The sequence below is a fragment of the Curtobacterium sp. L6-1 genome (assembly GCF_018885305.1).
GTDB classification, from domain to species: Bacteria; Actinomycetota; Actinomycetes; order Actinomycetales; family Microbacteriaceae; genus Curtobacterium; species Curtobacterium aetherium.
This window is the reverse complement of record NZ_CP076544.1, coordinates 2,179,952-2,202,602: the sequence shown is the minus strand read 5'-3', so window position 1 is coordinate 2,202,602 and position 22,651 is coordinate 2,179,952. Positions and strand designations below refer to the sequence as shown.

The following is a 22,651-nucleotide window of genomic DNA, read 5'->3' as shown; positions in this document are numbered from 1 at the left end:
TCACCTCGTGCGCGTCACCGACGGTACGCCCGTGGGCAGGGCGGGGCAACTCAGTTCGTTATGCGGTCACGGCGAGTGCCGGCGGTCCTCGTCCCGGCCGCCGCGCTCGGTCCCGGCGAAGACGTCGTGGTGGTCGTCCACCCACGACCACCGCTGCAACGGCCACGAGACGACGACCGCGCGGCCCACGACCTCCCGCTCCGGGACGAACCCCCTGGAGGGCAGCCCCTGGTGGGCACGTGAGTCCGCGGACTCGTACCGGTTGTCGCCCATCACCCAGAGTTCCCCGGCGGGCACCATCACGTCGAAGGGCTCCCCGGACGCCGGCCGGCCGGCCGGGACACGGACGTAGGGCTCGGTGAGCGGGACGCCGTTCACTTCCATCTGCCCGAGCGCGTTGCAGCACCGGACGTGGTCGCCCGGCAGACCGATCACCCGCTTGACCAGGTGGTCGTCGCGGCCCGGACCGAGTCCGACGACACCGAGCGCGTCGGCGAGGAGGGACCGCTGCTGCGCCGTCCGGCCCTCGACGGTCCGCGTCGCGTCGAGCCAGCCTCCCGGGTCGTGGAACACGACGACGTCGCCGCGGTGCACGGTGGCGAGCTCGTTGACGATGACGTGGTCCTCGATCTGCAGGGTGTCCCGCATCGAGCCCGAGGGGATGGAGAACGAGCGCATCAGGAACGTCTTCACGAGGAACGACACCAGGAGCGCCGCCACCACGATGATCGCCAGGTCACGCAGGAACCGGAGCATGCTGTTCGGGCGCTGCGCCCTGCGCGGTGTCGTCGTCTCCCCCATGGCGCGCAGCCTAGGGCAGGACCCGGGGCGGAGGCGCGGTCGCTGTCGCCGGGAGCGGCTGCGGGGTGGCAACCGCCCTCGTAGGCTCCCAGCTTGACAGCGGACGTCGCGGGAGGACCGGCGCCGATCCGCTGCCCCGGCCGCACGGGGCGGTCTCGGCCCGACTCCGCCCGCTGTCAGGCCCCTCCGACGGACCTCGTCCTACGCTGCACCCATGACCACCACGGACCCGATGCGCGAGCTCTTCACGGCCAACGTGCGCGAGGTCCGCACCGCGAGCACGACGGGGCAGGCGATGTCCCTCGCCGGCCTGCTCGTCGTGCTCGTCAGCGCCCTGTCGGTGGTCGGCGCCGCGGTCACGGCGGTCGTGCTGTTCGCGGTGGTCCTGGCGCCGATGCTGTCGTTCGCCTTCGGAGCGACCCTCCTGTGACCAGCGCTCTGGGTGCCCGCCGTCACGCACGGTGCGCCCGCCGTCACCCACGGTGCGCCCGCCGTCACGCACGGTGCGCCCGACGGCCCCTCACCGCCCGGGCACGTCCACACGCACCGCGCTGATCCGGCCTGCGCGGGTCCGCACCGTGGTCGCCGGGTCGTAGCTGTCCGCCGTCGCCAGGTAGAGCGTGCGACCCTCGGCACCGCCGAGTGCGCAGTCGATCGCACACCGGCCGGGGGCGTCGACGCGGTCCGTGACCGTGCCGCCCTCGACGACGCGGAGGAACTCGCCGGTGTCGACCGAGCAGACCCAGATCGCCCCCTCGACGTCGACGGTGCTGCCGTCCGGCGTGACCCCCTCGGGCAGCGTCGCCCAGGTCCGTCGACCGCCCAGGGACCCGTCCGCCGCGATGTCGAACGCCGTCAGTCGGCCGCCCCAGGTCTCGCTGACGACCAGGGTGCGGGTGCCGGGCAGCACGTTCGCGCTGTTCGGGAAGACCAGTCCGTCGGCCGCCAGTCGGGCGGAACCGTCCGGCTCGACGACGTAGAGCGGCCCGGGGCGCAGCTCCTCGCCGCCGTAGAGGTCGTAGCCGAACGCGCCGACGTACGTCCGACCGGTGGCCTCGTCCACCACCAGGTCGTTGAGGAGCGACGACTCGACCGTCGACAGGTCCGCGAACACCGAGGTCGTCGCGTCCTCCTGCACTGCCACGATCGTCCGCGACTCCATCGCGCTGACGACGAGCCGACCGTCGGGCAGCCAGCCCAGTCCGGACGACTGGCCGTCGACGCGCGTCTCGACGCGCGGGCCGTCGGCGCTGTCCGGGTCGACGGAGAACACCTCGCCGGTGTGCATGTCCGAGTACCAGAGCCGCCCGTCGTGCCAGCGGTTGCCCTCGGGGAAGCGGATGCCGGTCACGACGTCGGTCGCGGAGCGCAGGTCGGTGTGCATCGCTCCAGCCTGCCAGGTGGCGACTGACGGACGGGAGGCCCGTGGCGGGCCCGCCACGGGCCTCCCGGAATAGGGTGGCGGCATGCACGGTGAGTACAAGGTCCCCGGAGGGAAACTCGTCGTCGTCGACCTGGAGGTCGTCGACGGCAGGATCGACCAGTTCCGGCTGGCGGGTGACTTCTTCCTCGAGCCGGACGACGCACTGCCGCTCATCGACGCGGGTGTGAACGGCCTGCGTGCCGACACCGACGCCGCGGGGATCGCCGCGGCCGTCCGGCACGCACTCCCCGAGGACGCGGTACTGCTCGGCTTCACGCCCGAGGCCGTCGGGGTCGCCGTGCGGCGGGCCCTCTCGCGGGCGTCATCGTGGCGGGACTACGAGTGGCAGGTCGTCCACGAGGGGCCGGTCAGCCCGAACGAGCACCTCGCGCTCGACCAGGTCCTCACCGAGGAGGTCGGCGCGGGCCGTCGCGGACCCACCCTGCGCATCTGGGAGTGGGACCAGCCCGCGGTCGTCATCGGGTCCTTCCAGTCGCTCAGGAACGAGGTCGACCCGGCCGGTGCCGAGAAGTACGGCGTCCAGGTCGTCCGCCGCATCTCGGGCGGCGGCGCGATGTTCATGGACGCCGGAGCCGTGATCTCGTACTCGCTGTACGTGCCGACCGACCTCGTGCAGGGCATGACCTTCGCCGACTCGTACGCCTACCTGGACGAGTGGGTCATCGAGGCGCTGAAGTCCCTGGGCATCGAGGCGTACTACCAGCCGCTCAACGACATCACGTCGACGAAGGGGAAGATCGGCGGGGCCGCGCAGAAGCGCCTCGGCACCGGGTCGCTCCTGCACCACGCCACCATGAGCTACGACATGGACGGCGAGAAGATGGTCCAGGTGCTCCGCATCGGTCGCGAGAAGATGAGCGACAAGGGGACCACGAGCGCGGCGAAGCGGGTCGACCCGCTGCGGTCGCAGACCGGGCTGCCCCGCGCCGAGGTCATCGAGCGGCTCATCGGCACGTTCACGAAGCTCTACGGGGCGACCGAGGGACACGTCACCGACGCCGAGCGGCAGCGGGCGCAGGAGCTCGTGGAAACGAAGTTCTCGACGCGGGAGTGGCTCGAGCGGGTGCCCTGAGTGCACGGTGCGGGTCCGGCCGGCGCGTCCCCGCAGGACCGATCGCGAGGATCAGCCGCGCGGCGGATGTCCTGCACCGATCGGCCACGTAACGTCGCTGCCGTGAACTGGTTGATCTTCCTGGGGGCGGTGGCCGCAGCGGTCGTCGTGATGTGGATCGCCGACCGTGTGGGCTGGATCGACCTGTCGAACAAGTCCACGCGCGGGGGCGGGTCCGGTGGCGGTGCGGTCGGGATGCTGGACGAGGTGTTCGCCCCGACACGGCACGAGACGCAGGCCGAGTTCGAGCGACAGGCGCGGTTGCCGCGGGAGGCCCCGACGCCGGCGCGCGACGACCACGATCTGCTGAGCGGGACGGTGCTCATCCGTGTGCCGTCGACCTCCGCGGCGTCGTCGCGCGTGCACCGGCCCGAGACGCGCGACCGCTCCTACTGACGGCGCGCACCGGGCGCCGTGCGCGCGCCGGAGCGGCGGACGGACGGCCCGGGCGCACGGCCTCAGCGGGCGGTGAGCTCCTGGTAGTCCGGGTGACGCTCGACCCACGCGGCGACGTAGCTGCACTGGGGGACCACGCGGCGGTCGGAGTTCGCGCGCACGTCGTCGAGGGCGTGCTGGACGAGCATCGACGCGTGCCCGCCGCCACGGTGCTCGGGGTCCACCTCGGTGTGCACGAAGCGGATCTCGTCGCCGTCCACCTCGTAGGCGGCGAGGCCGATGACGCTGCCGTCCTCGACGAGGGAGTACTGGTTCTTGTCGGTGTCGTTGCGGACTTCGAGACTCATCCTCGGGACGCTACGCCGCTCGCCGGGGAGTGCCCTCGACTCCCCGCGTGCACGGAGGCCGGTCGCACGGAGGCCGCACGCACGGAGGCCGGACGCACGGAGGGCGGACGCACGGAGGGCGGGTGCCCGCAGCGAGACTCCGCTGCGGGCCCCCGCCCTCCGGACGTGGTGCTGGACCCTACTCGGCGCTGTGCCGGCCGTGCGGGTGGGCCTCCTCGCCGGGCGGCGGGGTCGGCGCCCCACCGGCGGCGTGCACGCCGTGCTGCGTCCGGATGACCCCGGTCGCGGTCGGAGGCTCGTCCACCGGCGTTGACGACGAGTGCGCGCCGTGCGTGGTCGGTTCCGGACGGGGCGCCCTGGTGCCGTCCACGGGGCGGGCCGGGGAGGACGTGGCTGAGGAGGACGGGCCTCCCGACCGCGGCGTCGGCAGGACCGACGCCGTCGTGCCGCTCGCGGACCGGGCCGAGCGCGGCTGCGGGGTGACGTCGGGTGACGTCGGGACGACCGCCATCGAGCCGGTGTCGGGTGAGACGAGCGCACCGGAGCCGGCCGCGGCCTGCTGGGCGTCCACCGTCAGACGGTCGTCGTCAGCGCTCTTCCGCGCCGCGTCGGCCTGCTCCTGCAGCGCCGACGTCTTGCGGAGCGGCGGCACCCGGAAGAACCAGGTCAGGACGAACGCGACCAGGATCACGGCGAGGCCGACCCAGTAGACGGTGACGGCGGAGTCGCTGAAGCCGACGAGGAACGGCCTGCTGAGCCGCTCGTCCGAGCCGTTGAGGAAGGACGTGTCGCTGGTCGACGAGGCCGTGGCGGACCCGCCGCCCGTGCCGTCGCGGAGCTGGTCGACGAGCTTCGGCGCGACCTGGTCGACGACGCCGCGGCGCTGCGTGGCGTCCGAGTAGTCGACCTGGAGCGTGCCGTCGACGACCTCGGCTCCGGCCTTCGTGGCGACGGTGCGGAGTGCCTGCTGCTCGGCGTCGCCCTTCGCGTCGGCGACCTGCTGCGCGATGACGGTGTCGGCGGCCGCGGCCGGGACGGCGCCGGCGGCGACCTGCTGCTGCACGGCGGCCGTCACCTGCTTCGTCACGGCCTGGTCGGCGGCCCGCTTGGCCCGGACCGCGGCCTGGTCGAGCCCGTCCTGCACGTTCTGCTTCACCGGCGTGACGATCGGGTCCCAGATCTGGTCCATCACGCCCTTGTTCTCCTGGGCGTTCGCCACCGAGGGGTTGAGAGCCGCGTTCAGGGCGCTCTTCAGGTCGGACTCGTTCTGGAGCGCACCGGAGATGTTCGTCGGCATCAGGCTGAACAGCACCGAGAGCAGCACCGCGGTGCCCATCGTGCCGCCGATCTGGCGGAAGAACGTGGCCGCACTGGTCGCGACGCCGATGTCCCGGGGGCTCACCGAGTTCTGCGCGGCGAGGGTCAGGGTCTGCATGAGCTGGCCGAGCCCGAGGCCGATGAGGAACATGCCCGTCATGAGGAACACGAGCGAGCTGTCCGCGGTGAGGAACGTCAGGACCGTGTACCCGGCCGCGGTGAAGGCCGTGCCGGTGACCGGGAAGATCCGGTACTTGCCCGTGCGCGACACGATCTGCCCCGAGGCGATCGAGGAGATCATCAGGCCGAGGACCATCGGGAGCATGGCGAACCCGGACTCGGTCGGGGTCACCCCCTTGACGATCTGCAGGTACAGCGGGATGGTCAGCATCGCACCGAACATGCCGAACCCGACGAGGACGGACAGGACGGCCGCCATCGAGAACACCCGCGACCCGAAGAGCTTCAGCGGCAGGATCGCGTCGTCGCCCATCGCGCGCTCGACGATGACGAACGCGACCAGGCCGAGCGCGCCGACGGCGTAGCACGCGTAGGCGCCGGGGGAGTCCCAGCCCCACTCGCGGCCCTGCTCGGCGATGAGGAGCAGCGGCACGAGGGTGACGATGACCAGGCTCGCGCCCCACCAGTCGATGCGGGGCTTGCGGCGCTCCCCGAACTTCGGCAGGTGCAGGAACGTCAGCACCATGAACAGCGCGATGACGCCGATCGGCACGTTGATCAGGAACACCCAGCGCCAGCCGGTGATGAAGAGCAGGTCGCTCGCGCCGGCGAAGACACCGCCGACGAGCGGGCCGATCACGGACGAGATGCCGAACACGGCGAGGAAGTAGCCCTGGTACTTCGCGCGCTCCCGCGGGGCGAGCATGTCGCCCATGATCGCGAGCGGCAGCGACATCAGACCACCGGCACCGAGGCCCTGCAGTGCGCGGAACCCGGCGAGCATGAGCATCGAGGTCGAGAACGAGGCGGCGAGCGAGCCGAGGATGAAGATGCCGATCGCGGTGATGAACAGCGGGCGGCGGCCGAAGAGGTCGGACAGCTTGCCGTAGATCGGCGTGGTGATCGTCGAGGCGATCAGGTAGCCGGTGGTCACCCACGCCTGCTGGTCGAGCCCGTGCAGGTCGTCGCCGATCGTGCGGATGGCGGTGCCCACGATCGTCTGGTCGAGGGCGCCCAGGAACATGCCGGCCATCAGGCCGTAGATCACGAGCAGGATCTGACGGTGGTTCATCACGACGTTCGAGCTCGTCGTGGGGGCCGCGGGTGCGGTCGCGGTCTGTGTCATGTGCGGGACTCCCGATGAATTTGCGCTGCGTGCAAAGTTACAACCGCCGCAAGGGGCACGTCCGCACCGAGGGCGTTCCTGTGGAGATCGGCAGCCGTCCCCAGCGGGATGCGCGGGAGACCCCCGGGTCGGCACTGCGGGCGGGCGCGGGTCGGGACGGTCGTGGGCCGGTCGGTCCGGGGCAGGTGGCCCGGGTCGGGTGGTCCGGGTCGGGTGGTCCGGCTCAGGTGGTCCGGCTCAGGCGACGGCTTCCTGCAGCGCCTCCTGGAAGCGCTCGTCGACCTCGATCCGGAGTTCACCCGTCGCCTCGTCGAAGGTCGAGACCTGCGAGACCTGGCCGTGCCGCGAGAACATCAGGTGCGGGCTGAGCAGACCGCCGGGGAGGCCCGCCTCACGATCGCCGAGGACGCGCACCAGGAGCCCGGCGAGCGTCTGGATCGCCGGCACGCTGTCCGCGTCACGGAGCGGGACGGCGAGCAGGAGGTGCCGGTGCGGGACCGCGAACACGGTGCCGAACGGTGCGGCCCCGAACAGTGCCGGCAGGTTGACCGCCTTCGTCGCGGTGAAGAGCGACTCGCCCTCGACGAGGAGGACCCCCGGCGCGATCTCGGCGTTCGCGTCGACCGGTTCGGCGTCGCTGTTGAACCGTCCCATCGCCCACAGTTCATCGGTGCCGAGGGCGAGCTTCGGCAACGATCCCGTCGACAGGGTGCTGACCATCGTCGGGTAGTCCACGCACAGCCCCAGGACGAGCCCGGGCGCGAAGGGTCGCGCGTAGGTCAGGTCGGTCGGGTCGGCGGCGTCCTCGGCGAGCAGTCGCAGCCGCACGCGGTCCCGCAGCTCGTCGGCGTCGAGTTCCTCGGGCGCCGGTTCCCGGTGAGCCTGGAGCATCCGGTCGAAGTGCGCCCCGACGATCGCGGTGCGGCGCTCCTCGTTCTCCCCGCGCACCTGCACGGCGAGGTTCGCGAGGAGGTACACCTGCCCGTCCGCGCCGAGCAGTCGGGTGTGGACGGGGTCGTCGGGGTGTCCGTCGACGGTGGTCTCCACACCCCGTTCGGCAAGGGCGCGCTGCGCGAGCACGACGAGCGACGGTGCGTCCCCCGCCGGCTTCTTCCGTCCGAACCACGGCATGGGGCTCAGCCTGGCACGGAACGCGTCCGGTGTCAGGCCCCCAGGGCGGCGTCGACGATCTCCTTGGCCTCGCGCTGCACCTGCTCGAGGTGCTCCTGCCCGACGAAGCTCTCGGCGTAGATCTTGTACACGTCCTCGGTCCCCGACGGGCGGGCGGCGAACCAGGCCTTGTCGGTGACGACCTTGACGCCGCCGACGGCCGCGTCGTTGCCCGGTGCCTTCGACAGCTTCGCGGTGATCGGGTCGCCGGCGAGGGTCTCGGCCGTGATGGCGTCGCCGTCGAGCTTCGACAGGCGGGCCTTCTGCTCCTTGCTCGCCGCGGCGTCGACGCGCTGGTAGACCGGGGCACCGAAGCGCTCGGTCAGCTCGACGTACAGCTGCGAGGGGGTCTTGCCCGTCACGGCGACGATCTCGGACGCCAGGAGCGCGAGGATGATGCCGTCCTTGTCGGTCGTCCACGCGGTGCCGTCCTTGCGGAGGAACGAGGCGCCCGCGGACTCCTCGCCACCGAACGCCACCGAACCGTCGATCAGGCCGGGGACGAACCACTTGAAGCCGACCGGGACCTCCCACAGGCGGCGGCCGAGCGACTCGGCGACGCGGTCGATGATGCTCGAGGACACGAGGGTCTTGCCGATGGCGGCGTCGTCGCGCCACTGCGGCCGGTGCGCGTAGAGGTACTCGATCGCGACGGCGAGGTAGTGGTTCGGGTTCATCAGACCGCCGTCGGGCGTGACGATGCCGTGCCGGTCGGAGTCGGCGTCGTTGCCGGTCAGGACGTCGAAGTCGTCCTTGCGGGCGACGACGGACGCCATGGCCGAGGCGCTGGACGGGTCCATCCGGATCTTGCCGTCCCAGTCGAGCGTCATGAACGACCAGGTCGGGTCGACGTCCGGGTTGACGACGGTCAGGTCCAGCCCGTAGTGGTCGCGGATGAGGTTCCAGTAGGGGAGCGAGGCGCCACCGAGCGGGTCGGCGCCGATCTTCACGCCGGCACGCTTGATCGCGTCGATGTCGATGATGTTCTCGAGGTCGGCGACGTAGTGGTGCAGGAAGTCGTAGCCGTCGTGGGGCGCGTGCTCGGAGCGCTGCACCTCGGCGTTGCCACCGGCGATGATGGCGTTCGCGCGGTCGGCGATCCACGTCGTGGCGTCGCTGTCGGCGGGGCCGCCGTGCGGCGGGTTGTACTTGAAGCCGCCGTCGCGGGGCGGGTTGTGGCTCGGCGTGATGACGATGCCGTCGGCGGTGTCGTCGTGCCCGGCCGTGTTGTAGGCGATGATCGCGTGGCTGAGGGCCGGGGTCGGCACGTATCCGTTGTCGGCGTCGGCCAGGACGTGCACGCCGTTGGCCGCCAGGACCTCGAGGGCGGTGCGCTCGGCGGGGCCGGAGAGCGCGTGGGTGTCGCGACCGATGAAGAGCGGGCCGTCGGTGCCCTGCGTGGTGCGGTACTCCACGATCGCCTGCGTGATGGCGGCGATGTGGGTGTCGTTGAAAGCGGTGTCGAGCGACGAGCCGCGGTGTCCCGACGTGCCGAACACGACCTTCTGGTCGGGGTCCGTGACGTCCGGGACCCGGTCGTAGTACGCGGCGATGAGGGCGTCGAGGTCGACGAGGTCGTCTGCGGTCGCGGGGGTGCCGGCACGGTCGTTCATGACCCCATCCTGGCATCGCCGTCCCGGACGCGCTCAGGGTCGCCGCGGAACTCGCGCGGCGGCGGTGCCGTCACCCGCCCGGCGGCGATGCCGGCACCCGCCGAACGGCGTCCTCGGACCGACCCGGCGGGGACTGCTGGACCGACCCGGCGGGGACTGCTGGACCGACCCGGCGGGGACTGCTGGACCGACCCGGCGGGGACTGCTGGACCGGCCCGGTGGGGACTGCTGGACCGGCCCGGTGGCGGGCACGGTACCGGCCCGGCGGACGAGAGCGAGCGGCCGCCTTCCCGGGTGTGGGGGGACACCAGGGAGTGCGACCGCTCGCGGTCTGTGGGGCCCGTCGCCTGCGGGGCGAGACGGGCGGCGGGGCGACGGGCGGCGGGGCGTCAGGCGGTGCGGAACGACCCGGTGGCCGTGCGGATCGAGCCGGTGACGGTGCGGGTGCTCGCCGTGGCGGTGCCCGGGCGTCGGAACTGCGTGTCGACGAACCGGCCGACCCGTCCGGCGCTGACGCCGGTGTAGGTGCCGAGCACGTCGGCCCGGTCGCCGGCGGTCGAGGTGTACGTGCCGCGTTCGTTGCGCTGCCGGAGCCCGCTCACGAAGGTCCCGCCGAGGGGGAAGGTGCTCATGGTGGTCTCCTCGCTGTCGTGCCGAGGGATCACGGCCGTCGAGCCGACGGTGCCGCGACGCCATCGACTGCTGCGCACGAGCCTACGTCCTTTTCTTGCATCATGCAAGACAAGGACGGTTCAGGTGACGAGCTCGCAGAAGTGCCGTCCGCCGTCCGTCCAGCTCTGGCGCGCGGTGAGCCCGGCCGACGCCGCGTGCGCGTGCAGCGCCGTCAGCCCGACCTCGGCCCACGGGAAGGCCGAACTGGCGTGCCCGTCGGCGTCGGTGACCGTCGCCGTGTAGGTGCGGTCGACTTCGACGTCGCGGTTCGTCTCGACGACCACGCGGCCGCCGACCCGGACGATCTCGGCAGCGCGGGCCAGGAGGGCGACCGGGTCGCCGCCGATCCCGATGTTGCCGTCGATGATGAGCGCGGTGTCCCAGCGTCCCTCGTCGGGCACCGGGTCGAACACCGACCCCTGCACCGCACGGCCGCCCGAGCGCTGGGCGATCGCCACGGCCTCGGCGGAGACGTCCACGCCGAGGGCGGGCAGGCCCATGCGGAGCGCGGCGACGAGCATGCGCCCGGGGCCGCACCCGAGGTCGATGACCGGACCGTCGGCACCCTCGAGGAGCGACCGGTCGACCCGGTCCGCGGCCGCGCTCCAGCGACCGACGTCCATCGTCACGACCTCGCCCGGGCGCGCCGGGTCGGTCAGTCGGAGTCGGCCGTCGGAGCGCAGGGCACGGGCGTACGGCTCGTCGCCCCCGGCCCCGAAGGCCTGCAGGGTGCTGGTCGTGTCGGTCATCGGACACCTCCGGAGGTGGGCGCGGACTCGGCGGCCAGGGCCGCGGCGAACCGCGTTGCGGGTGCGAGTGCCGCGACGCGCTCGGCGTCCGGCAGGGTGTCGACGTCGAGCAGCTCGGTCAGGAGGCCCGTGTCCAGTCCGGCGGACCGCAGCCGTGCCAGTTGCACGGCTCCGGTGTCGTCCTGCGACATCGGGACGCCGCGGAGCAGGTCACCGGTCGGCTCGCGCAGGTACAGCGACCAGAAGCCGCCGTCCTCGGCCGGGCCGAACCACGCGTCGCGCTCCGGTTCGTCGAACACCGGCGCGAGTGCCTCCACCGAGACCTGCGGGGTGTCCATGCCGACGAGGAGCAACGGGCCGGGCACGCTGTCGAACAGGAAGCCCAGCCGTTCGTCGAGGCCGCCGCCCGGCTGGTGCAGGACGTCGAAGCCGTCGGCACCCTCGGGCAGGACGTCGCCGTCGTAGAACAGGACGCGACGGGCGGCGGGGAGTGCGGCCACCGTGGCGAGCGTGTCGGCGAGGCTCGCGGACGCGACCCGGGCGGCGCCCTCGGGTGTCAGGGCCGGGCTGAGGCGCGTCTTCACCTTGCCGGGCAGGCACTCCTTGCAGACGACGGCGACGGTGACCTCGGTCGTGCGGTCGGCGGTCACCGGCTGACCTCCTCGACCGGACGCGCGGCGGCGGCGTGGTCGGAGGCGACCCGCTGGCGGGCCGATACCGGCGCGACGGTTCGGGTGCGGGCCTCCCGGCGGTAGGCGCGGAGCAGCCGGGACATGTCCTTGACGGCGTTGACGGTGCCGCGGAGCGTGCCGGTCACCTTGCTGTCGCCGATGCGCTGGGCGTAGCCGATGTCCGACTCGTCCACGCGCCACCCGGCGGCGTGCGCGGCCAGGACCATCTCGAGCGGGTAGCCGCTGCGGCGGTCGCGGAGGTCGAGGGCGACGAGGTCCTCGCGGCGCATGACCCGCATCGGGCCGAGGTCGCGCAGGCGGTAGCCCGTCGCGCGGTGCATGAGGACGGCGAGCACGCGGTTGGCGAACCGTGCGTGCGGGGCCCAGGCGCCGCGGCTGGTGGGGACGCGACGGCCGAGGGCCAGGTCGACCCGGCCGTCGGCCACACGGGCGACGAGGTCGGGGAGCTCGGCGGGGTCCATCGAGGCGTCGGCGTCGCAGAAGGCGACGTACTCGGCGGTGGCGGCGGCCACCCCGGCGGCGCAGGCCGAGCCGAAGCCACGGACCGGTTCGGTCACGACGAGGGCACCCAGCGCGCGGGCCACGTCGGCGGAACCGTCGGTCGAACCGTTGTCGACGACGACGGCGCGGTAGCCCTCGGGGAGCCGTCCGATCACCTTCGGCAGGGCGTCCGCCTCGTCGAGGCAGGGGAGGATCACGTCGACGCTCATGGAGACCATTCGGTGCGGTGCCGCCGAGCGATGGGTCGAGGTGACGTCCTCGTCGGCCGCGCGCGTCGTCGGCTCGGATCCGTCCGCGTCCGCTGCAGCCTGTTGTGTCATGCATCCGAGGAAACACGACGGAACCGTGCGGGGTACGGGAATCCGTCCCCCGGTGGCCGTTCTCCGCGTCATCGGGCCGGGCGGCGGCCCCAGCCCGGGGGACACCGGACGGGAGGCGCGGCACCCGCTGGTGCCGCGCCTTCCGTCCGGCGGTGGTCGGGTCCGGCGCCGGTCAGCGCACCGCGGCCCGGAGCGGGGCCGTCGCGAACTCGCGCATGCCCCGGGTGAAGTCGACCTGCGCGCGCCACCCGAGCTCGTCGGCGATGCGCGTGGACGACGCGGTGACGTGCCGGACGTCGCCCAGGCGGTACTCGCCGGTGACGACCGGCTGCGGACCGTCGGGGCCGGCGATGGCCGCGGCCATCTCACCGATCGTGTGCACCGTGCCCGAGCCGACGTTGAACGCCCGGAAGGACTCGGACGGCGCGGTCTCGGTGGCGGCGATCGCGGCGAGGTTCGCACCGGCGACGTCGTCGACGTGCACGAAGTCGCGCCGCTGCGCACCGTCCTCGAAGACGCGCGGGGCCTCGCCGCGTGCCAGGGCGGAGCGGAACAGCGACGCCACCCCCGCGTAGGGCGTGTTCGCCGGCATGCCGGGGCCGTAGACGTTGTGGTACCGGAGCGCGACGGCCCGGCCGCCCGTGGCACGGGTCCAGGACGAGGCGAGCTGCTCCTGGGCGACCTTGGTCTGGGCGTAGACGTTGCGCGGGTCGAGGGCCGCCGACTCGTCGATCAGGCCCGGGAGCAGCGGGCGGCCGTCGGGGCCGATCGGGTCGAAGCGGCCGGCGTCGAGGTCCTCGCGGCGGCGGGCCGGGGGACGCATCGGGTCGCCGTCCGCGGTCGTGTACGCACCCTCGCCGTAGACGACCATCGAGCTCGCGACCACCAGGCGGCCGATGTTTAGCCGGTCCATCGCGGCGAGCACGTGCGCGGTGCCGGCGTCGTTGCTCGAGACGTAGTCCGGGGCGTCTTGGAAGTCGACGCCCAGGCCGACCTTCGCCGCCTGGTGGCAGACGACGTCGACGTCCTGCAGTGCCGCGTCGAGCGAGACCCGGTCGCGGACGTCACCGTGCACGAGCTCGATGCCGGCGGTGCGGTGTGCGGTGACGACGGCCTCGGGGTCGCCGTGCACGTCGGTACGGAGCGAGTCGAGGACGCGGACCTCGTGCCCGGCGGCCAGGGCCTGGCGGACGATCGTCGAGCCGATGAAGCCGGCGCCGCCGGTGACGAGCAGGCGGGTCACGGGCGGAGCTCCAGGACGCGGGCGGTGGCGGTCGCCGGGACGAGCTCGCGCGGCGTGTAGTCCTCGGGTATCGCCGCGACGATCGAGCCGATGGCGCGCACGATCACCTCGTTGGCGCGGGCCAGGCGGTCCATCACCGCCTGGTGGGTGACGGGCGCCTCGGTGTCGGTGCCCCCGGCGGTCTCGTCCGTCGCCGGGGCAAGGCCCGCGTCGGCGTCGGTCACGAACGACAGGTTCACGGTGCCGATGCCGAGCTCGGCCGCGAGGGGGACCTCGGGTGACATCGTCATGTTGATGGTGTGGCCGCCCGCCTCGCGCATCCACACGGACTCGGCGCGGCTCGAGAACCGCGGGCCCTGGATGACGACGCACGTGCCGGTCGGCCGGAACGGCACGTCGAGCGCGGCGACCGCGTCGATCGCCGCGCGCCGGAGCACCGGGTCGAAGGGGTCGGCGAAGGACAGGTGCTGCACCTCGTCCTCGAAGTAGGTGTCCGCGCGGCCCCAGGTCCGGTCGATGAGCTGGTCCGTCACGACGAAGGTGCCGGGGGCGTAGTCGGGGTGCAGACCACCGACGGCGCTCGAGGACACCACGGCGCGGACGCCCAGGGAGCGCAGCGCCCACAGGTTCGCCCGGTGCCCGATGCGGTGCGGCGCGACCGAGTGCGCGCGGCCGTGCCGGGTCAGGAAGGCGACGCGGCGGCCGGACATCGTGCCGATGCTGATCGGGCTCGAGGTCGGTCCGAACGGGGTCGGGACGTCGACCTCGTCGGCGGTGCCGGGCTCGAACAGTTCGTACAGGCCCGATCCACCGATCACGCCGATCGTTGCCGTCTTGTCGTTCTCCACAGGTCCTCCGGTCGTCCTCGGCGCTGGTCGGCGCCGTCGTTACGCTACAGACACGGGCCAGGAAGGGCCCGGGTGGCGCCGTCGTCCGGTGGCACCACGTCAGCACCATCCGGAGGCGCACGTGCGAACGATCGGTCAGCACCGGGACGCGGTCCGGGCACTCGTCGAGCCGGTGCTGCCGGGAGCCGTGCCGTCGCCGGCTGCCGTGGAGTCGTCGTCGGTCGTCGCGCTCGCCGCGTCGTCCGGTGCCGGGCACGGGTACCGCGTGCTCGCGACGACGGTCACCGCGCCGACGCCCCTGCCCGCCTTCGACAACAGCCAGATGGACGGGTTCGCCGTCCGCGCTGCCGACGCCGGCACCTCCGTCCGGGTCGCGGCGCCGATCCCGGCCGGGGTCGTCCCACCGCCGCTCGAGCCGGGCACCGCGGCCCCGATCATGACCGGCGCGCGGATCCCGGACGGTGCCGACGCCGTGTTCCCCGTCGAGTCGACCCCGGCGGGCGCGTTCCCCGCGGCGCTCGACGCCGACGTCGTCCCCGTGCCGGACGACCTCGCCCCGGGGACGTTCGTCCGGGTCGCCGGGTCGGACCTGGCCGGTGGCGAACCCATCGCCCGTGCCGGACGACCCCTCACCCCCGCCCTGCTCGGCGCGATCGCCGGGGCCGGGGTCACGACCGTCGACCTGGTCCGGCGTCCCCGGGTGCTCGTCGTGTCCACCGGCAGCGAGCTGCTCGACGACGCCGCCGGGTCCGCCCCGGACCTCGAGGCCGGCGCGGTGATCGGCGACGCGAACGGTGTGGCGCTGTCCGCCGCGCTCGCCGAGGTCGGGGCCGAGACCCGGCGGGTGCGGGTGCCCGACGACCCGGAGCGCTTCACGGGTGCGCTCGACGACGCCGTGGGGGACTGGGCCGACCTCGTCCTCACCACGGGCGGCATCAGCGCCGGTGCATACGAGGTCGTGCGCCAGGCCCTCGAGCCCCGCGGCCTCGCCGTCACCCCGGTCGCGATGCAGCCCGGCGGCCCGCAGGCGCTCGGCACCGTGCCGATCGCCGGTCGTCCGGTGCCCGTCGTGGCCTTCCCGGGCAACCCGGTCTCGGCGCTCGTGTCGTTCGAGGTGTTCCTCCGGCCGGTCCTCGCCCGTGCGGCCGGCCTGCCCGACGTCCGTCCGACCGTCGAGCTGCCCGCAGCCGACCCGGCCACCTCGCCCGCGGGCAAGCACCAGGTGCGCCGCGGGACCGTCGTCGACGGCCGCGTGCACTTCGTCGGCGGTCCGAGTTCGCACCTGCTCTGGCACTACGCCGAAGCCACCCATCTCGTCCACGTCCCCGTCGGCACCAGCGCCGTCGAACCGGGCGACCCCCTGACCGTCTGGAGCATCCGATGACCGACCTGTCCCACGTCCGGGCCGACGGCAGCGCGCACATGGTCGACGTCTCCGACAAGGACGTCACCGCCCGCTCGGCGACCGCCACCGCGACCGTCGTCACGCGCGCCGACGTCGTGACGCGCATCCTCGACGGCTCGCTGCCCAAGGGCGAGGTCGTCGGGACCGCCCGGGTCGCGGCGATCATGGCCGTCAAGAAGACCTCCGACCTCATCCCGCTCTGCCACCCCCTGCCGATCGCCGGTGTCGAGGTCGACGTCACCGGCACCGACGACCGCGTCGTCATCGAGGTGTCGGTGCGCACCACCTCGCGCACCGGCGTCGAGATGGAGGCGCTCACCGGCGCGAGCGTCGCCGCCCTCACCGTCTACGACATGGTCAAGGCGGTCGACCGGGCGGCGACCATCACCGACGTCCGGGTGCTCGAGAAGCACGGCGGCCGCTCCGGCGACTGGAGCGCCCGATGAGCAGCGGCAGCACCGACGTGGCGGAGCGTGGACGGGCCTCCGTCATCGTCGTGTCGACGTCCGCGGCGGCGGACGCGTCGCTCGACCGGACCGGCCCCGTCATCGCCGACTGGTTGCGGGCACGCGGCTTCAGCGTCGGTGGACCCGTCGTGGTCGCCGACGGCGGACCCGTCGCCGAGACGCTGACCGCGGCCGTCACCGGCGGCTCGCGCGTGGTCGTCACCACCGGGGGCACCGGCGTCACCCCGACCGACCGCACGCCGGAGGCCGTCGCACCCCTGCTCGACCTGGAGCTGCCCGGCATCGTCGAGGAGATCCGTCGCCGCGGTCTCGCCGGGGCCGGACCGACCGCCCTGCTGAGCCGCGGCGTGGCCGGCGTGGTGGGCGGCGGCGCGTTCGTCGTCACCCTGCCCGGGTCCCGCGGCGGGGTCGCCGACGGGCTCGACGTCCTCGACGGCCTGCTCGACCACCTGCTCGCCCAGCTGCACGGCGACGGCCACGCTCCCCGGAGTGCGTCGTGACCGCCGGGGCCGCCGGGCGCGTCGTCGTGGCGGACGTCGTCGACCGGGACATCACCGTCGACGAGGTCTCGCGGGTCGTCGCCTCGGACCAGGACGGCGCCGTGGTGACCTTCGCCGGTGTGGTCCGTGACCACGACGGCGGGAAGGGTGTGACCGCGCTCGACTACGAACGCCACCCGAGCGCCGGCGACGTCATCGCCGAGGTCGCACGCATGATCGCCGAGCAGCACCCCGAGGTGCGGATCGCCGTGCTGCACCGCGTCGGAGCACTCGGGATCGGGGACGTGGCGCTCGCGGCGGCGGTGGCGTCCGGGCACCGTGCCGAGGCCTTCGCCGCGTGCGGCGCCCTCGTCGACCTGGTCAAGGAGCGCGTGCCGATCTGGAAGCACCAGCGCTTCACGGACGGTTCGGACGAGTGGGTCGCAGCGCTCTGACGACGGATCTGCGCAGCATGGTGTTCGATCGAGGGTCGTGGACGCCGACGAGTTAACCATGCGCCGCTGGGCTGCTGCGGACGAGGACGCCGAACGGGTGCTCGCGCACGAGGGGTCACTCCTCGCGGTGACACCCTGGACACGGTGGAGCGTCGCGCTCGGTGTGGGCGCGCTCGTGGTCGTCGGCGTGGGCTCCGTGGCACTGCCGCGCAGCGAGGCGGACGGAACCCGTGTCGCCGTCGCGGCGGCGGTCGCTGCGCTCGCGGTCGTGGCGTTCGTCGTCGGCGCGGTCCGGAGCGCCCGGGTCCGTCGACCCATCCGGACAGCATTCCCGACCGTGACGACCGCGTTGTCCGGGCGCGAGCGGCACGCGGTCGCGCGGGCCGTCGACGGACGGATCGCCGCTCCGGACGACCGACTCCGCATCGTCCGTGCGACCGCGGTGCTCCGCGCTGCTGCCGACCGGGTCGAGCAGGCCCTGTGGCTCGCCGTCCTCGTGACGACGATGGTCCTCGGAGCATCGGCGGAGCGGTCGCCGATCCTGTGGCTCGGCGCCGTGCTCGCGGTCGTCGCGCTGGGCATCGCCCTCGTCACCTGGTTCGACGTGGCTCGGGTGCGACGGGCGCTGCAGACCACACCGTGGGAGTCCGCCGCCCGTCGCTGACCGTCCCGCCCGCCCGGCCGCGCGCGTGCCCGACGCCGAGTCCGGCGGCAGAGCGACAGATCGGCGGGGAGCCACCGCCTCGACCTGTCGCCTTCGTGGCGGAGACGATCTCAGGCACCAGTGCTCCACGGGTAGTCGCGGCGTGGTGGCTGTGCTGCGCGTGCCGTACCGACACCCAGGAAGCGCGTCACCCGAACTGGTGACGCTCGGTCCCGCACAGTTGAGAGCACCTCCGTTAACGTTTGCTCATCAGTGAAGGGGCAACAATGGAGTTCGAAGAGCGGCTCGCCGCACTCGCAACGAAGGTCCAGAACCAGCGTGAGGCGATCCAGACTGAGGAAGCGACGAAGAACGCCTTCGTGATGCCGTTCATCTCGACGATCCTCGGCTACGACGTGTTCAACCCGCTCGAGGTGGTTCCCGAGTTCACCGCCGACGTCGGCGTCAAACGAGGCGAGAAGGTCGACTACGCCATCATGCGCGATGGTGAGGTCCAGATCCTCATCGAGTGCAAGAAGTCGGCTGAGCCGCTGAAGGTCGAGCACGCTTCTCAGTTGTTCCGGTACTTCTCCGTCACGAACGCCCGTATCGCCGTGTTGACGAACGGTGAGGTCTACAACTTCTACACAGACCTCGATGCTCCGAACAAGATGGACGACAAGCCGTTCCTCGTCCTGGACCTCGGCGACATCGACGAGACCCTCCTGGCGGAACTCCAGAAGCTGAGCAAGGAGAACTTCGACCTCGACTCTGTGATCAGCGCAGCAGAGGAGCTCAAGTACGTCGGGGCTATTAAGCGGGCGCTCGGCGGCCAGCTCAGGGAACCGTCCGACGAGTTCGTGAAGTTCCTCACCACGAAGGTCTACGAGGGGTCGTACACGCAGAAGATCCGTGAGCAGTTCAACCCGCTCGTGGCGAAGGCGATCAAGCAGTTCTTGAACGAGCAAGTGAACGACCGCCTCAAGACCGCCCTCGGTTCGTCCTTCATCGGGAGCAGCCAGATGGAGGCGCCAGCGACAGTCGTCGAGAGCGAAGCCGCAGTCGAGGAGAACTTGGAGAGCGACACCGGCATCGTCACCACTCAGGAGGAGCTCGACGGTTACCAGATCGTCAAGGCAATCGCCTGCAGCGAAGTCAAGCCGTACCGCGTCGCACACCGCGACTCCAAGTCCTACTTCGCGATCCTGCTCGACGACAACAACCGCAAACCGATCGCGCGCCTGTGGTTCAACGGCAAGAAGCAGAAGTACCTCGGCCTCTTCGATGAGAACAAGGTCGAGACCAAGCAGCCCCTCGACAACCTTGAGGACATCTACGGCTTCGCTGCCGAGATCCGCGCCACCGTCGGGCGCTACGAGGGTCAAGCGAACGGCTGAGACTGCGGTCTCGTCCGCTTCCGATGAAATGTGCGTCCGGTACCCGCGACGTGAAGAGGCGGCAGCAGGCAGGCGTCCGACGCGACCCGCGAACACGGCGTAGCGGCAGCGCCTCGCGACTCCCTAGTATCCGGATCATGGGAATCCTGCTGTCCGGCGTGAGCGTCGTCCTGCTCGTGTTCGCCCTGATCGACATCGTCACGCGACCCGACAGCGAGACGCGCGGCCTGCCGAAGGTCGCCTGGATCCTGCTCGTGATCATCGTGCCGGTCGTCGGCAGCATCGTGTGGTTCGCCATCGGGCACGACTGGAACCCGGGCCCGCGCAACCACGGCCGGTACATCGAACCCACCCGCCACGAGGACCGCTACGCCACCCTCGGCGCCGCGAAGTCCGCGCACGGGGACAAGCGCGTCTCGACGACCGAGCAGGAACTCGCCGAACTCGAGCGCGAGATCGAGTACTGGGAGGCCCAGGCGCGCCTCAAGCGGGCGAAGGACGCAGCCGGAGAGGGCGAGTCCGGCCCGACGGCGTGAGCCGGGCCTCCGGACCGGACCTGCCGGACCGGACCTCCCGGTCCGGAGCAGGCGGGCTGAGGCGGCTCAGCTGACCCGGCCACGGGCCTCCCGACCGCCCCTGGCGCGCACCGCGCCCGCACCCGCCTACCCTTGACGGGTGGCTCATCTCCTCGGCGCCGAGAACGTGCATCTCGAGTTCCCCACCCGTGTCGTCTTCGACAGCGTCACCATCGGCATCGACGAAGGTGACCGGATCGGCGTGGTCGGGCGGAACGGTGACGGCAAGTCGACCCTGCTCGCCCTCCTCGCGCAGCGGCTCGAGCCGGACGCCGGGCGGGTCACGCACCGCCGCGGGGTGACGATCGGCTACCTCGACCAGCGGGACATCCTGCCCGAGGGCATGACCGTCGGGCAGGTCGTCGTGGGCGACCTCGCCGAGCACGAGTGGGCCGGTGACCCGAAGATCCGCGACGTCATCGGCGGCCTCGTGTCGGACATCCCCTGGGACGAGACGGTCGACGAACTGTCGGGCGGGCAGCGGCGTCGGGTGGCGTTGGCGCGCCTCCTGGTCGGGGACTGGGACGTGCTGTTCCTGGATGAGCCGACGAACCACCTGGACGTCGAGGGCATCCAGTGGCTCGCCGAGCACATCAACCGGCGCTGGTCGTCGAACCAGGGCGGCATGGTCGTCGTCACGCACGACCGGTGGTTCCTCGACGCGGTGTCGACGGACACGTGGGAGGTGCACGACGGCGTCGTCGAGCCCTTCGAGGGCGGGTACGCGGCGTACATCCTGCAGCGCGTCGAGCGTGACCGGCAGGCGGCATCGAGCGAGCAGCGGCGGCAGAACCTGGCCCGCAAGGAGCTCGCGTGGCTCCGCCGTGGCGCCCCGGCCCGGACGAGCAAACCGAAGTTCCGCATCGACGCGGCGAACGCGCTCATCGACGACGTGCCCCCGATCCGCGACACCGTCGCCCTGTCGCAGATGGCGACGGCACGGCTCGGGAAGGACGTCGTCGACCTCATCGACGCCGGGGTCTCCTTCGACGGCACGATGATCATCGAGGACGTCGAGTGGCGGATCGCCCCGGGGGAGCGGACCGGCATCCTCGGGCCGAACGGCGCCGGCAAGTCGACGCTGCTCAATCTCGTCTCCGGCAAGCTTCAGCCGACGAGCGGCCGGGTCAAGACCGGCAAGACCGTGCAGATCGCCGTCCTCGACCAGCAGCTCGCGGACCTGCAGCAGTTCGCCGAGGACCGCGTCCGCGAGGTCGTCGCCCGCAAGAAGACGAGCTACGTCGCCGACGGCAAGGAGATGACACCGTCGCAGCTCCTCGAGCGCCTCGGTTTCACGTCCGAGCAGCTCTCGACGCCGGTGAAGGACCTGTCCGGTGGGCAGAAGCGTCGTCTGCAGCTCATGCTCATCCTGCTCGACGAGCCGAACGTCCTCATCCTCGACGAGCCCACGAACGACCTCGACACGGACATGCTCGCCGCGATGGAGGACCTCCTCGACACCTGGCCGGGCACCCTCCTGGTCGTCAGCCACGACCGGTACCTGCTCGAGCGCGTCACCGACCAGCAGTACGCCGTCCTCGGTGGACACCTGCGCCACCTGCCCGGCGGCGTCGACGAGTACATGCGGCTCCGTGCCGCGGGCACGGGCGGCGGCACCGCATCGGCTGCTGCCGCCGCCTCGGCCGGGAGGCCCGACACGGCCGGGTCCGGCGCGGTCGCCACCGCCTCGGGGCCGCGTCCGGCAGGCGGCCCGTCGGCGGCACCCGGGCTGTCCGGTGCGGAGCGTCGTGTGGTGGAGAAGGAGATGTCGGCCCTCGACCGCCGGATCACGAAGCTGGGGGAGGACCGGAAGAAGCGGCTCGAGGCGTTCGCGTCCCACGACCAGACCGACTACGAGGGCCTCGGCAGACTCCAGGCGGAGTTGAGCGCGCTCGAGGCCGAGGTCGAGCAGCTCGAGGAGCGGTGGCTCGAGGTCGCGGAGCAGCTCGGCGTGTAGACGACGTGGGTGGCGGTCGGCGGGGGCGGTGCCGCGGCTTCCCGGATCGCGCTCCGCTGCGAGCATCGCGCCCTGTTCCGACGGGGCGCGTTGTTCGGGCAGGGGCGCGACAGACGGGTGGTGGCGCGAGCTGATGGGGCGGGCGCCGCTCGGCGGCGAGGCGGGCGTCGCTCGGCGGCGGCGGTGCCGCTCGTCCGCGGCGTCAGTCGCCGAGGCCGAGGATGAGCCGACGCAGGAGCCCCGCGAGCTGGCTCTGCTCGTTCGCCGTCACACCGGACAGGATCGACCGCTCGGCGCGCAGCAGGTCGGCGATCGCCGCGTCGACGGCCGCCCGACCAGCCGCGGTCAGGGACACCAGGATGCCCCGGCCGTCCCGCGGATCGGTCCGGCGGGCGACGAGCCCGCGTGCGGCGAGCCGGTCCACCCGGTTCGTCATCGTGCCGCTCGTGACCAGGGTCTGCTGCAGGAGGGCCTTGGGGCTCAGCTCGTACGGTCCGCCCGCGCGCCGCAGCGCCGAGAGGACGTCGAACTCCCACGGCTCCATGCCCGCCGCGTCGAACGCCTGGCGTCGGGCGCGGTCCAGGTGCCGCGCGAGCCGGTCCACACGGGACAGCACGTCGAGCGGGGCGAAGTCGAGGTCAGGACGCTCGCGACCCCACGCCGCGACGATCCGGTCGACCTCGTCCTCTGGCGCCATCCGTCCATCATGGCGTGGATCGGCAGCGCACGACCAGTGTCGTGCA

24 protein-coding genes are annotated in these 22,651 nt (G+C 72.4%); 11 read left to right on the top strand and 13 right to left on the bottom strand.

Annotated features, from left to right (window positions below; all coding sequences use genetic code 11):
- Positions 1-66: 66 nt before the first annotated feature.
- On the bottom strand, positions 67-801 hold the full coding sequence (lepB, locus tag KM842_RS10075; protein ID WP_216258037.1) for a signal peptidase I: 735 nt from the start codon (positions 799-801) through the stop codon (positions 67-69).
- 214 nt (positions 802-1,015) lie between these two features.
- Between lepB and KM842_RS10070 the strand changes: the two genes are divergently transcribed.
- Positions 1,016-1,231, top strand: a complete 216-nt coding sequence (locus KM842_RS10070) for a hypothetical protein (protein WP_216258035.1) — start codon at positions 1,016-1,018, stop codon at positions 1,229-1,231.
- Positions 1,232-1,321: 90 nt separating this feature from the next.
- On the opposite strand, the gene KM842_RS10065 is transcribed toward KM842_RS10070, so the two are convergent.
- On the bottom strand, positions 1,322-2,185 hold the full coding sequence (locus KM842_RS10065; RefSeq protein WP_216258034.1) for an SMP-30/gluconolactonase/LRE family protein: 864 nt from the start codon (positions 2,183-2,185) through the stop codon (positions 1,322-1,324).
- Positions 2,186-2,267: 82 nt separating this feature from the next.
- Between KM842_RS10065 and lplAB the strand changes: the two genes are divergently transcribed.
- Positions 2,268-3,317 carry a lipoate-protein ligase LplAB gene (lplAB, locus tag KM842_RS10060; RefSeq protein WP_216258032.1) on the top strand — a complete coding sequence of 350 codons (1,050 nt, stop codon included), beginning with the start codon at positions 2,268-2,270 and terminating at the stop codon, positions 3,315-3,317.
- Positions 3,318-3,419: 102 nt separating this feature from the next.
- On the top strand, positions 3,420-3,752 hold the full coding sequence (locus tag KM842_RS10055; RefSeq protein ID WP_216258030.1) for a hypothetical protein: 333 nt from the start codon (positions 3,420-3,422) through the stop codon (positions 3,750-3,752).
- Between the two features lie 62 nt (positions 3,753-3,814).
- Here KM842_RS10055 and KM842_RS10050 read toward each other — a convergent pair whose 3' ends face one another.
- The 10 genes from KM842_RS10050 to KM842_RS10005 form a co-directional block, all read right to left on the bottom strand.
- Positions 3,815-4,099, bottom strand: a complete 285-nt coding sequence (locus KM842_RS10050) for a GNAT family N-acetyltransferase (RefSeq protein WP_216258028.1) — start codon at positions 4,097-4,099, stop codon at positions 3,815-3,817.
- A gap of 178 nt (positions 4,100-4,277) precedes the next feature.
- The gene (locus tag KM842_RS10045) at positions 4,278-6,722 is read right to left on the bottom strand and encodes an MDR family MFS transporter (RefSeq protein WP_216258026.1); all 2,445 of its coding nucleotides are present in this window, start codon (positions 6,720-6,722) and stop codon (positions 4,278-4,280) included.
- A gap of 237 nt (positions 6,723-6,959) precedes the next feature.
- Positions 6,960-7,853 (bottom strand): hypothetical protein, encoded by an 894-nt coding sequence (locus KM842_RS10040; protein ID WP_216258024.1) that lies wholly within the window; start codon positions 7,851-7,853, stop codon positions 6,960-6,962.
- A gap of 32 nt (positions 7,854-7,885) precedes the next feature.
- Positions 7,886-9,505 carry a phosphoglucomutase (alpha-D-glucose-1,6-bisphosphate-dependent) gene (pgm, locus tag KM842_RS10035; protein ID WP_216258023.1) on the bottom strand — a complete coding sequence of 540 codons (1,620 nt, stop codon included), beginning with the start codon at positions 9,503-9,505 and terminating at the stop codon, positions 7,886-7,888.
- A gap of 389 nt (positions 9,506-9,894) precedes the next feature.
- The gene (locus KM842_RS10030; protein WP_216258020.1) at positions 9,895-10,137 is read right to left on the bottom strand and encodes a hypothetical protein; all 243 of its coding nucleotides are present in this window, start codon (positions 10,135-10,137) and stop codon (positions 9,895-9,897) included.
- A gap of 120 nt (positions 10,138-10,257) precedes the next feature.
- Positions 10,258-10,926 carry a class I SAM-dependent methyltransferase gene (locus KM842_RS10025; RefSeq protein WP_216258018.1) on the bottom strand — a complete coding sequence of 223 codons (669 nt, stop codon included), beginning with the start codon at positions 10,924-10,926 and terminating at the stop codon, positions 10,258-10,260.
- Complete coding sequence (locus KM842_RS10020) at positions 10,923-11,576, bottom strand: TIGR04282 family arsenosugar biosynthesis glycosyltransferase (protein ID WP_216258016.1); 654 nt, start codon at positions 11,574-11,576, stop codon at positions 10,923-10,925. The genes KM842_RS10025 and KM842_RS10020 overlap by 4 nt, the downstream gene beginning before the upstream one ends.
- Positions 11,573-12,328, bottom strand: a complete 756-nt coding sequence (locus KM842_RS10015; protein WP_367397691.1) for a glycosyltransferase family 2 protein — start codon at positions 12,326-12,328, stop codon at positions 11,573-11,575. Before KM842_RS10015 ends, KM842_RS10020 begins: the two co-directional genes overlap by 4 nt.
- 283 nt (positions 12,329-12,611) lie before the next feature.
- A complete protein-coding gene (locus KM842_RS10010) occupies positions 12,612-13,682 on the bottom strand; it encodes an NAD-dependent epimerase/dehydratase family protein (RefSeq protein WP_216258014.1) in 1,071 nt (356 codons plus the stop codon).
- A complete protein-coding gene (locus tag KM842_RS10005; protein ID WP_216258012.1) occupies positions 13,679-14,530 on the bottom strand; it encodes an MTAP family purine nucleoside phosphorylase in 852 nt (283 codons plus the stop codon). The genes KM842_RS10010 and KM842_RS10005 overlap by 4 nt, the downstream gene beginning before the upstream one ends.
- A gap of 121 nt (positions 14,531-14,651) precedes the next feature.
- Between KM842_RS10005 and KM842_RS10000 the strand changes: the two genes are divergently transcribed.
- From KM842_RS10000 to KM842_RS09965, 8 genes are all read left to right on the top strand, one after another.
- Positions 14,652-15,914 (top strand): molybdopterin molybdotransferase MoeA, encoded by a 1,263-nt coding sequence (locus KM842_RS10000; protein WP_216258011.1) that lies wholly within the window; start codon positions 14,652-14,654, stop codon positions 15,912-15,914.
- Positions 15,911-16,381, top strand: coding sequence for a cyclic pyranopterin monophosphate synthase MoaC (gene moaC / locus KM842_RS09995; RefSeq protein ID WP_216258009.1), 471 nt, complete (start codon positions 15,911-15,913; stop codon positions 16,379-16,381). The genes KM842_RS10000 and moaC overlap by 4 nt, the downstream gene beginning before the upstream one ends.
- Complete coding sequence (locus KM842_RS09990) at positions 16,378-16,902, top strand: molybdopterin-binding protein (RefSeq protein WP_216258008.1); 525 nt, start codon at positions 16,378-16,380, stop codon at positions 16,900-16,902. The genes moaC and KM842_RS09990 overlap by 4 nt, the downstream gene beginning before the upstream one ends.
- Complete coding sequence (locus KM842_RS09985) at positions 16,899-17,336, top strand: molybdenum cofactor biosynthesis protein MoaE (protein ID WP_253206076.1); 438 nt, start codon at positions 16,899-16,901, stop codon at positions 17,334-17,336. Before KM842_RS09990 ends, KM842_RS09985 begins: the two co-directional genes overlap by 4 nt.
- Positions 17,337-17,373: 37 nt before the next feature.
- Positions 17,374-18,000, top strand: coding sequence for a hypothetical protein (locus KM842_RS09980; protein ID WP_216258006.1), 627 nt, complete (start codon positions 17,374-17,376; stop codon positions 17,998-18,000).
- Between the two features lie 266 nt (positions 18,001-18,266).
- Positions 18,267-19,376 (top strand): type I restriction endonuclease, encoded by a 1,110-nt coding sequence (locus KM842_RS09975; RefSeq protein ID WP_216258004.1) that lies wholly within the window; start codon positions 18,267-18,269, stop codon positions 19,374-19,376.
- 137 nt (positions 19,377-19,513) lie between these two features.
- A complete protein-coding gene (locus KM842_RS09970) occupies positions 19,514-19,912 on the top strand; it encodes a PLD nuclease N-terminal domain-containing protein (protein ID WP_216258002.1) in 399 nt (132 codons plus the stop codon).
- A gap of 139 nt (positions 19,913-20,051) precedes the next feature.
- Entirely contained in the window at positions 20,052-21,908 is a 1,857-nt protein-coding gene (locus tag KM842_RS09965) for an ABC-F family ATP-binding cassette domain-containing protein (protein ID WP_216258000.1), read from the top strand.
- A 202-nt stretch (positions 21,909-22,110) separates the two neighbouring features.
- Here the strand turns inward: KM842_RS09965 and KM842_RS09960 are convergent, their stop codons facing one another.
- Entirely contained in the window at positions 22,111-22,605 is a 495-nt protein-coding gene (locus tag KM842_RS09960) for a MarR family winged helix-turn-helix transcriptional regulator (RefSeq protein ID WP_216257997.1), read from the bottom strand.
- Positions 22,606-22,651: the final 46 nt, after the last annotated feature.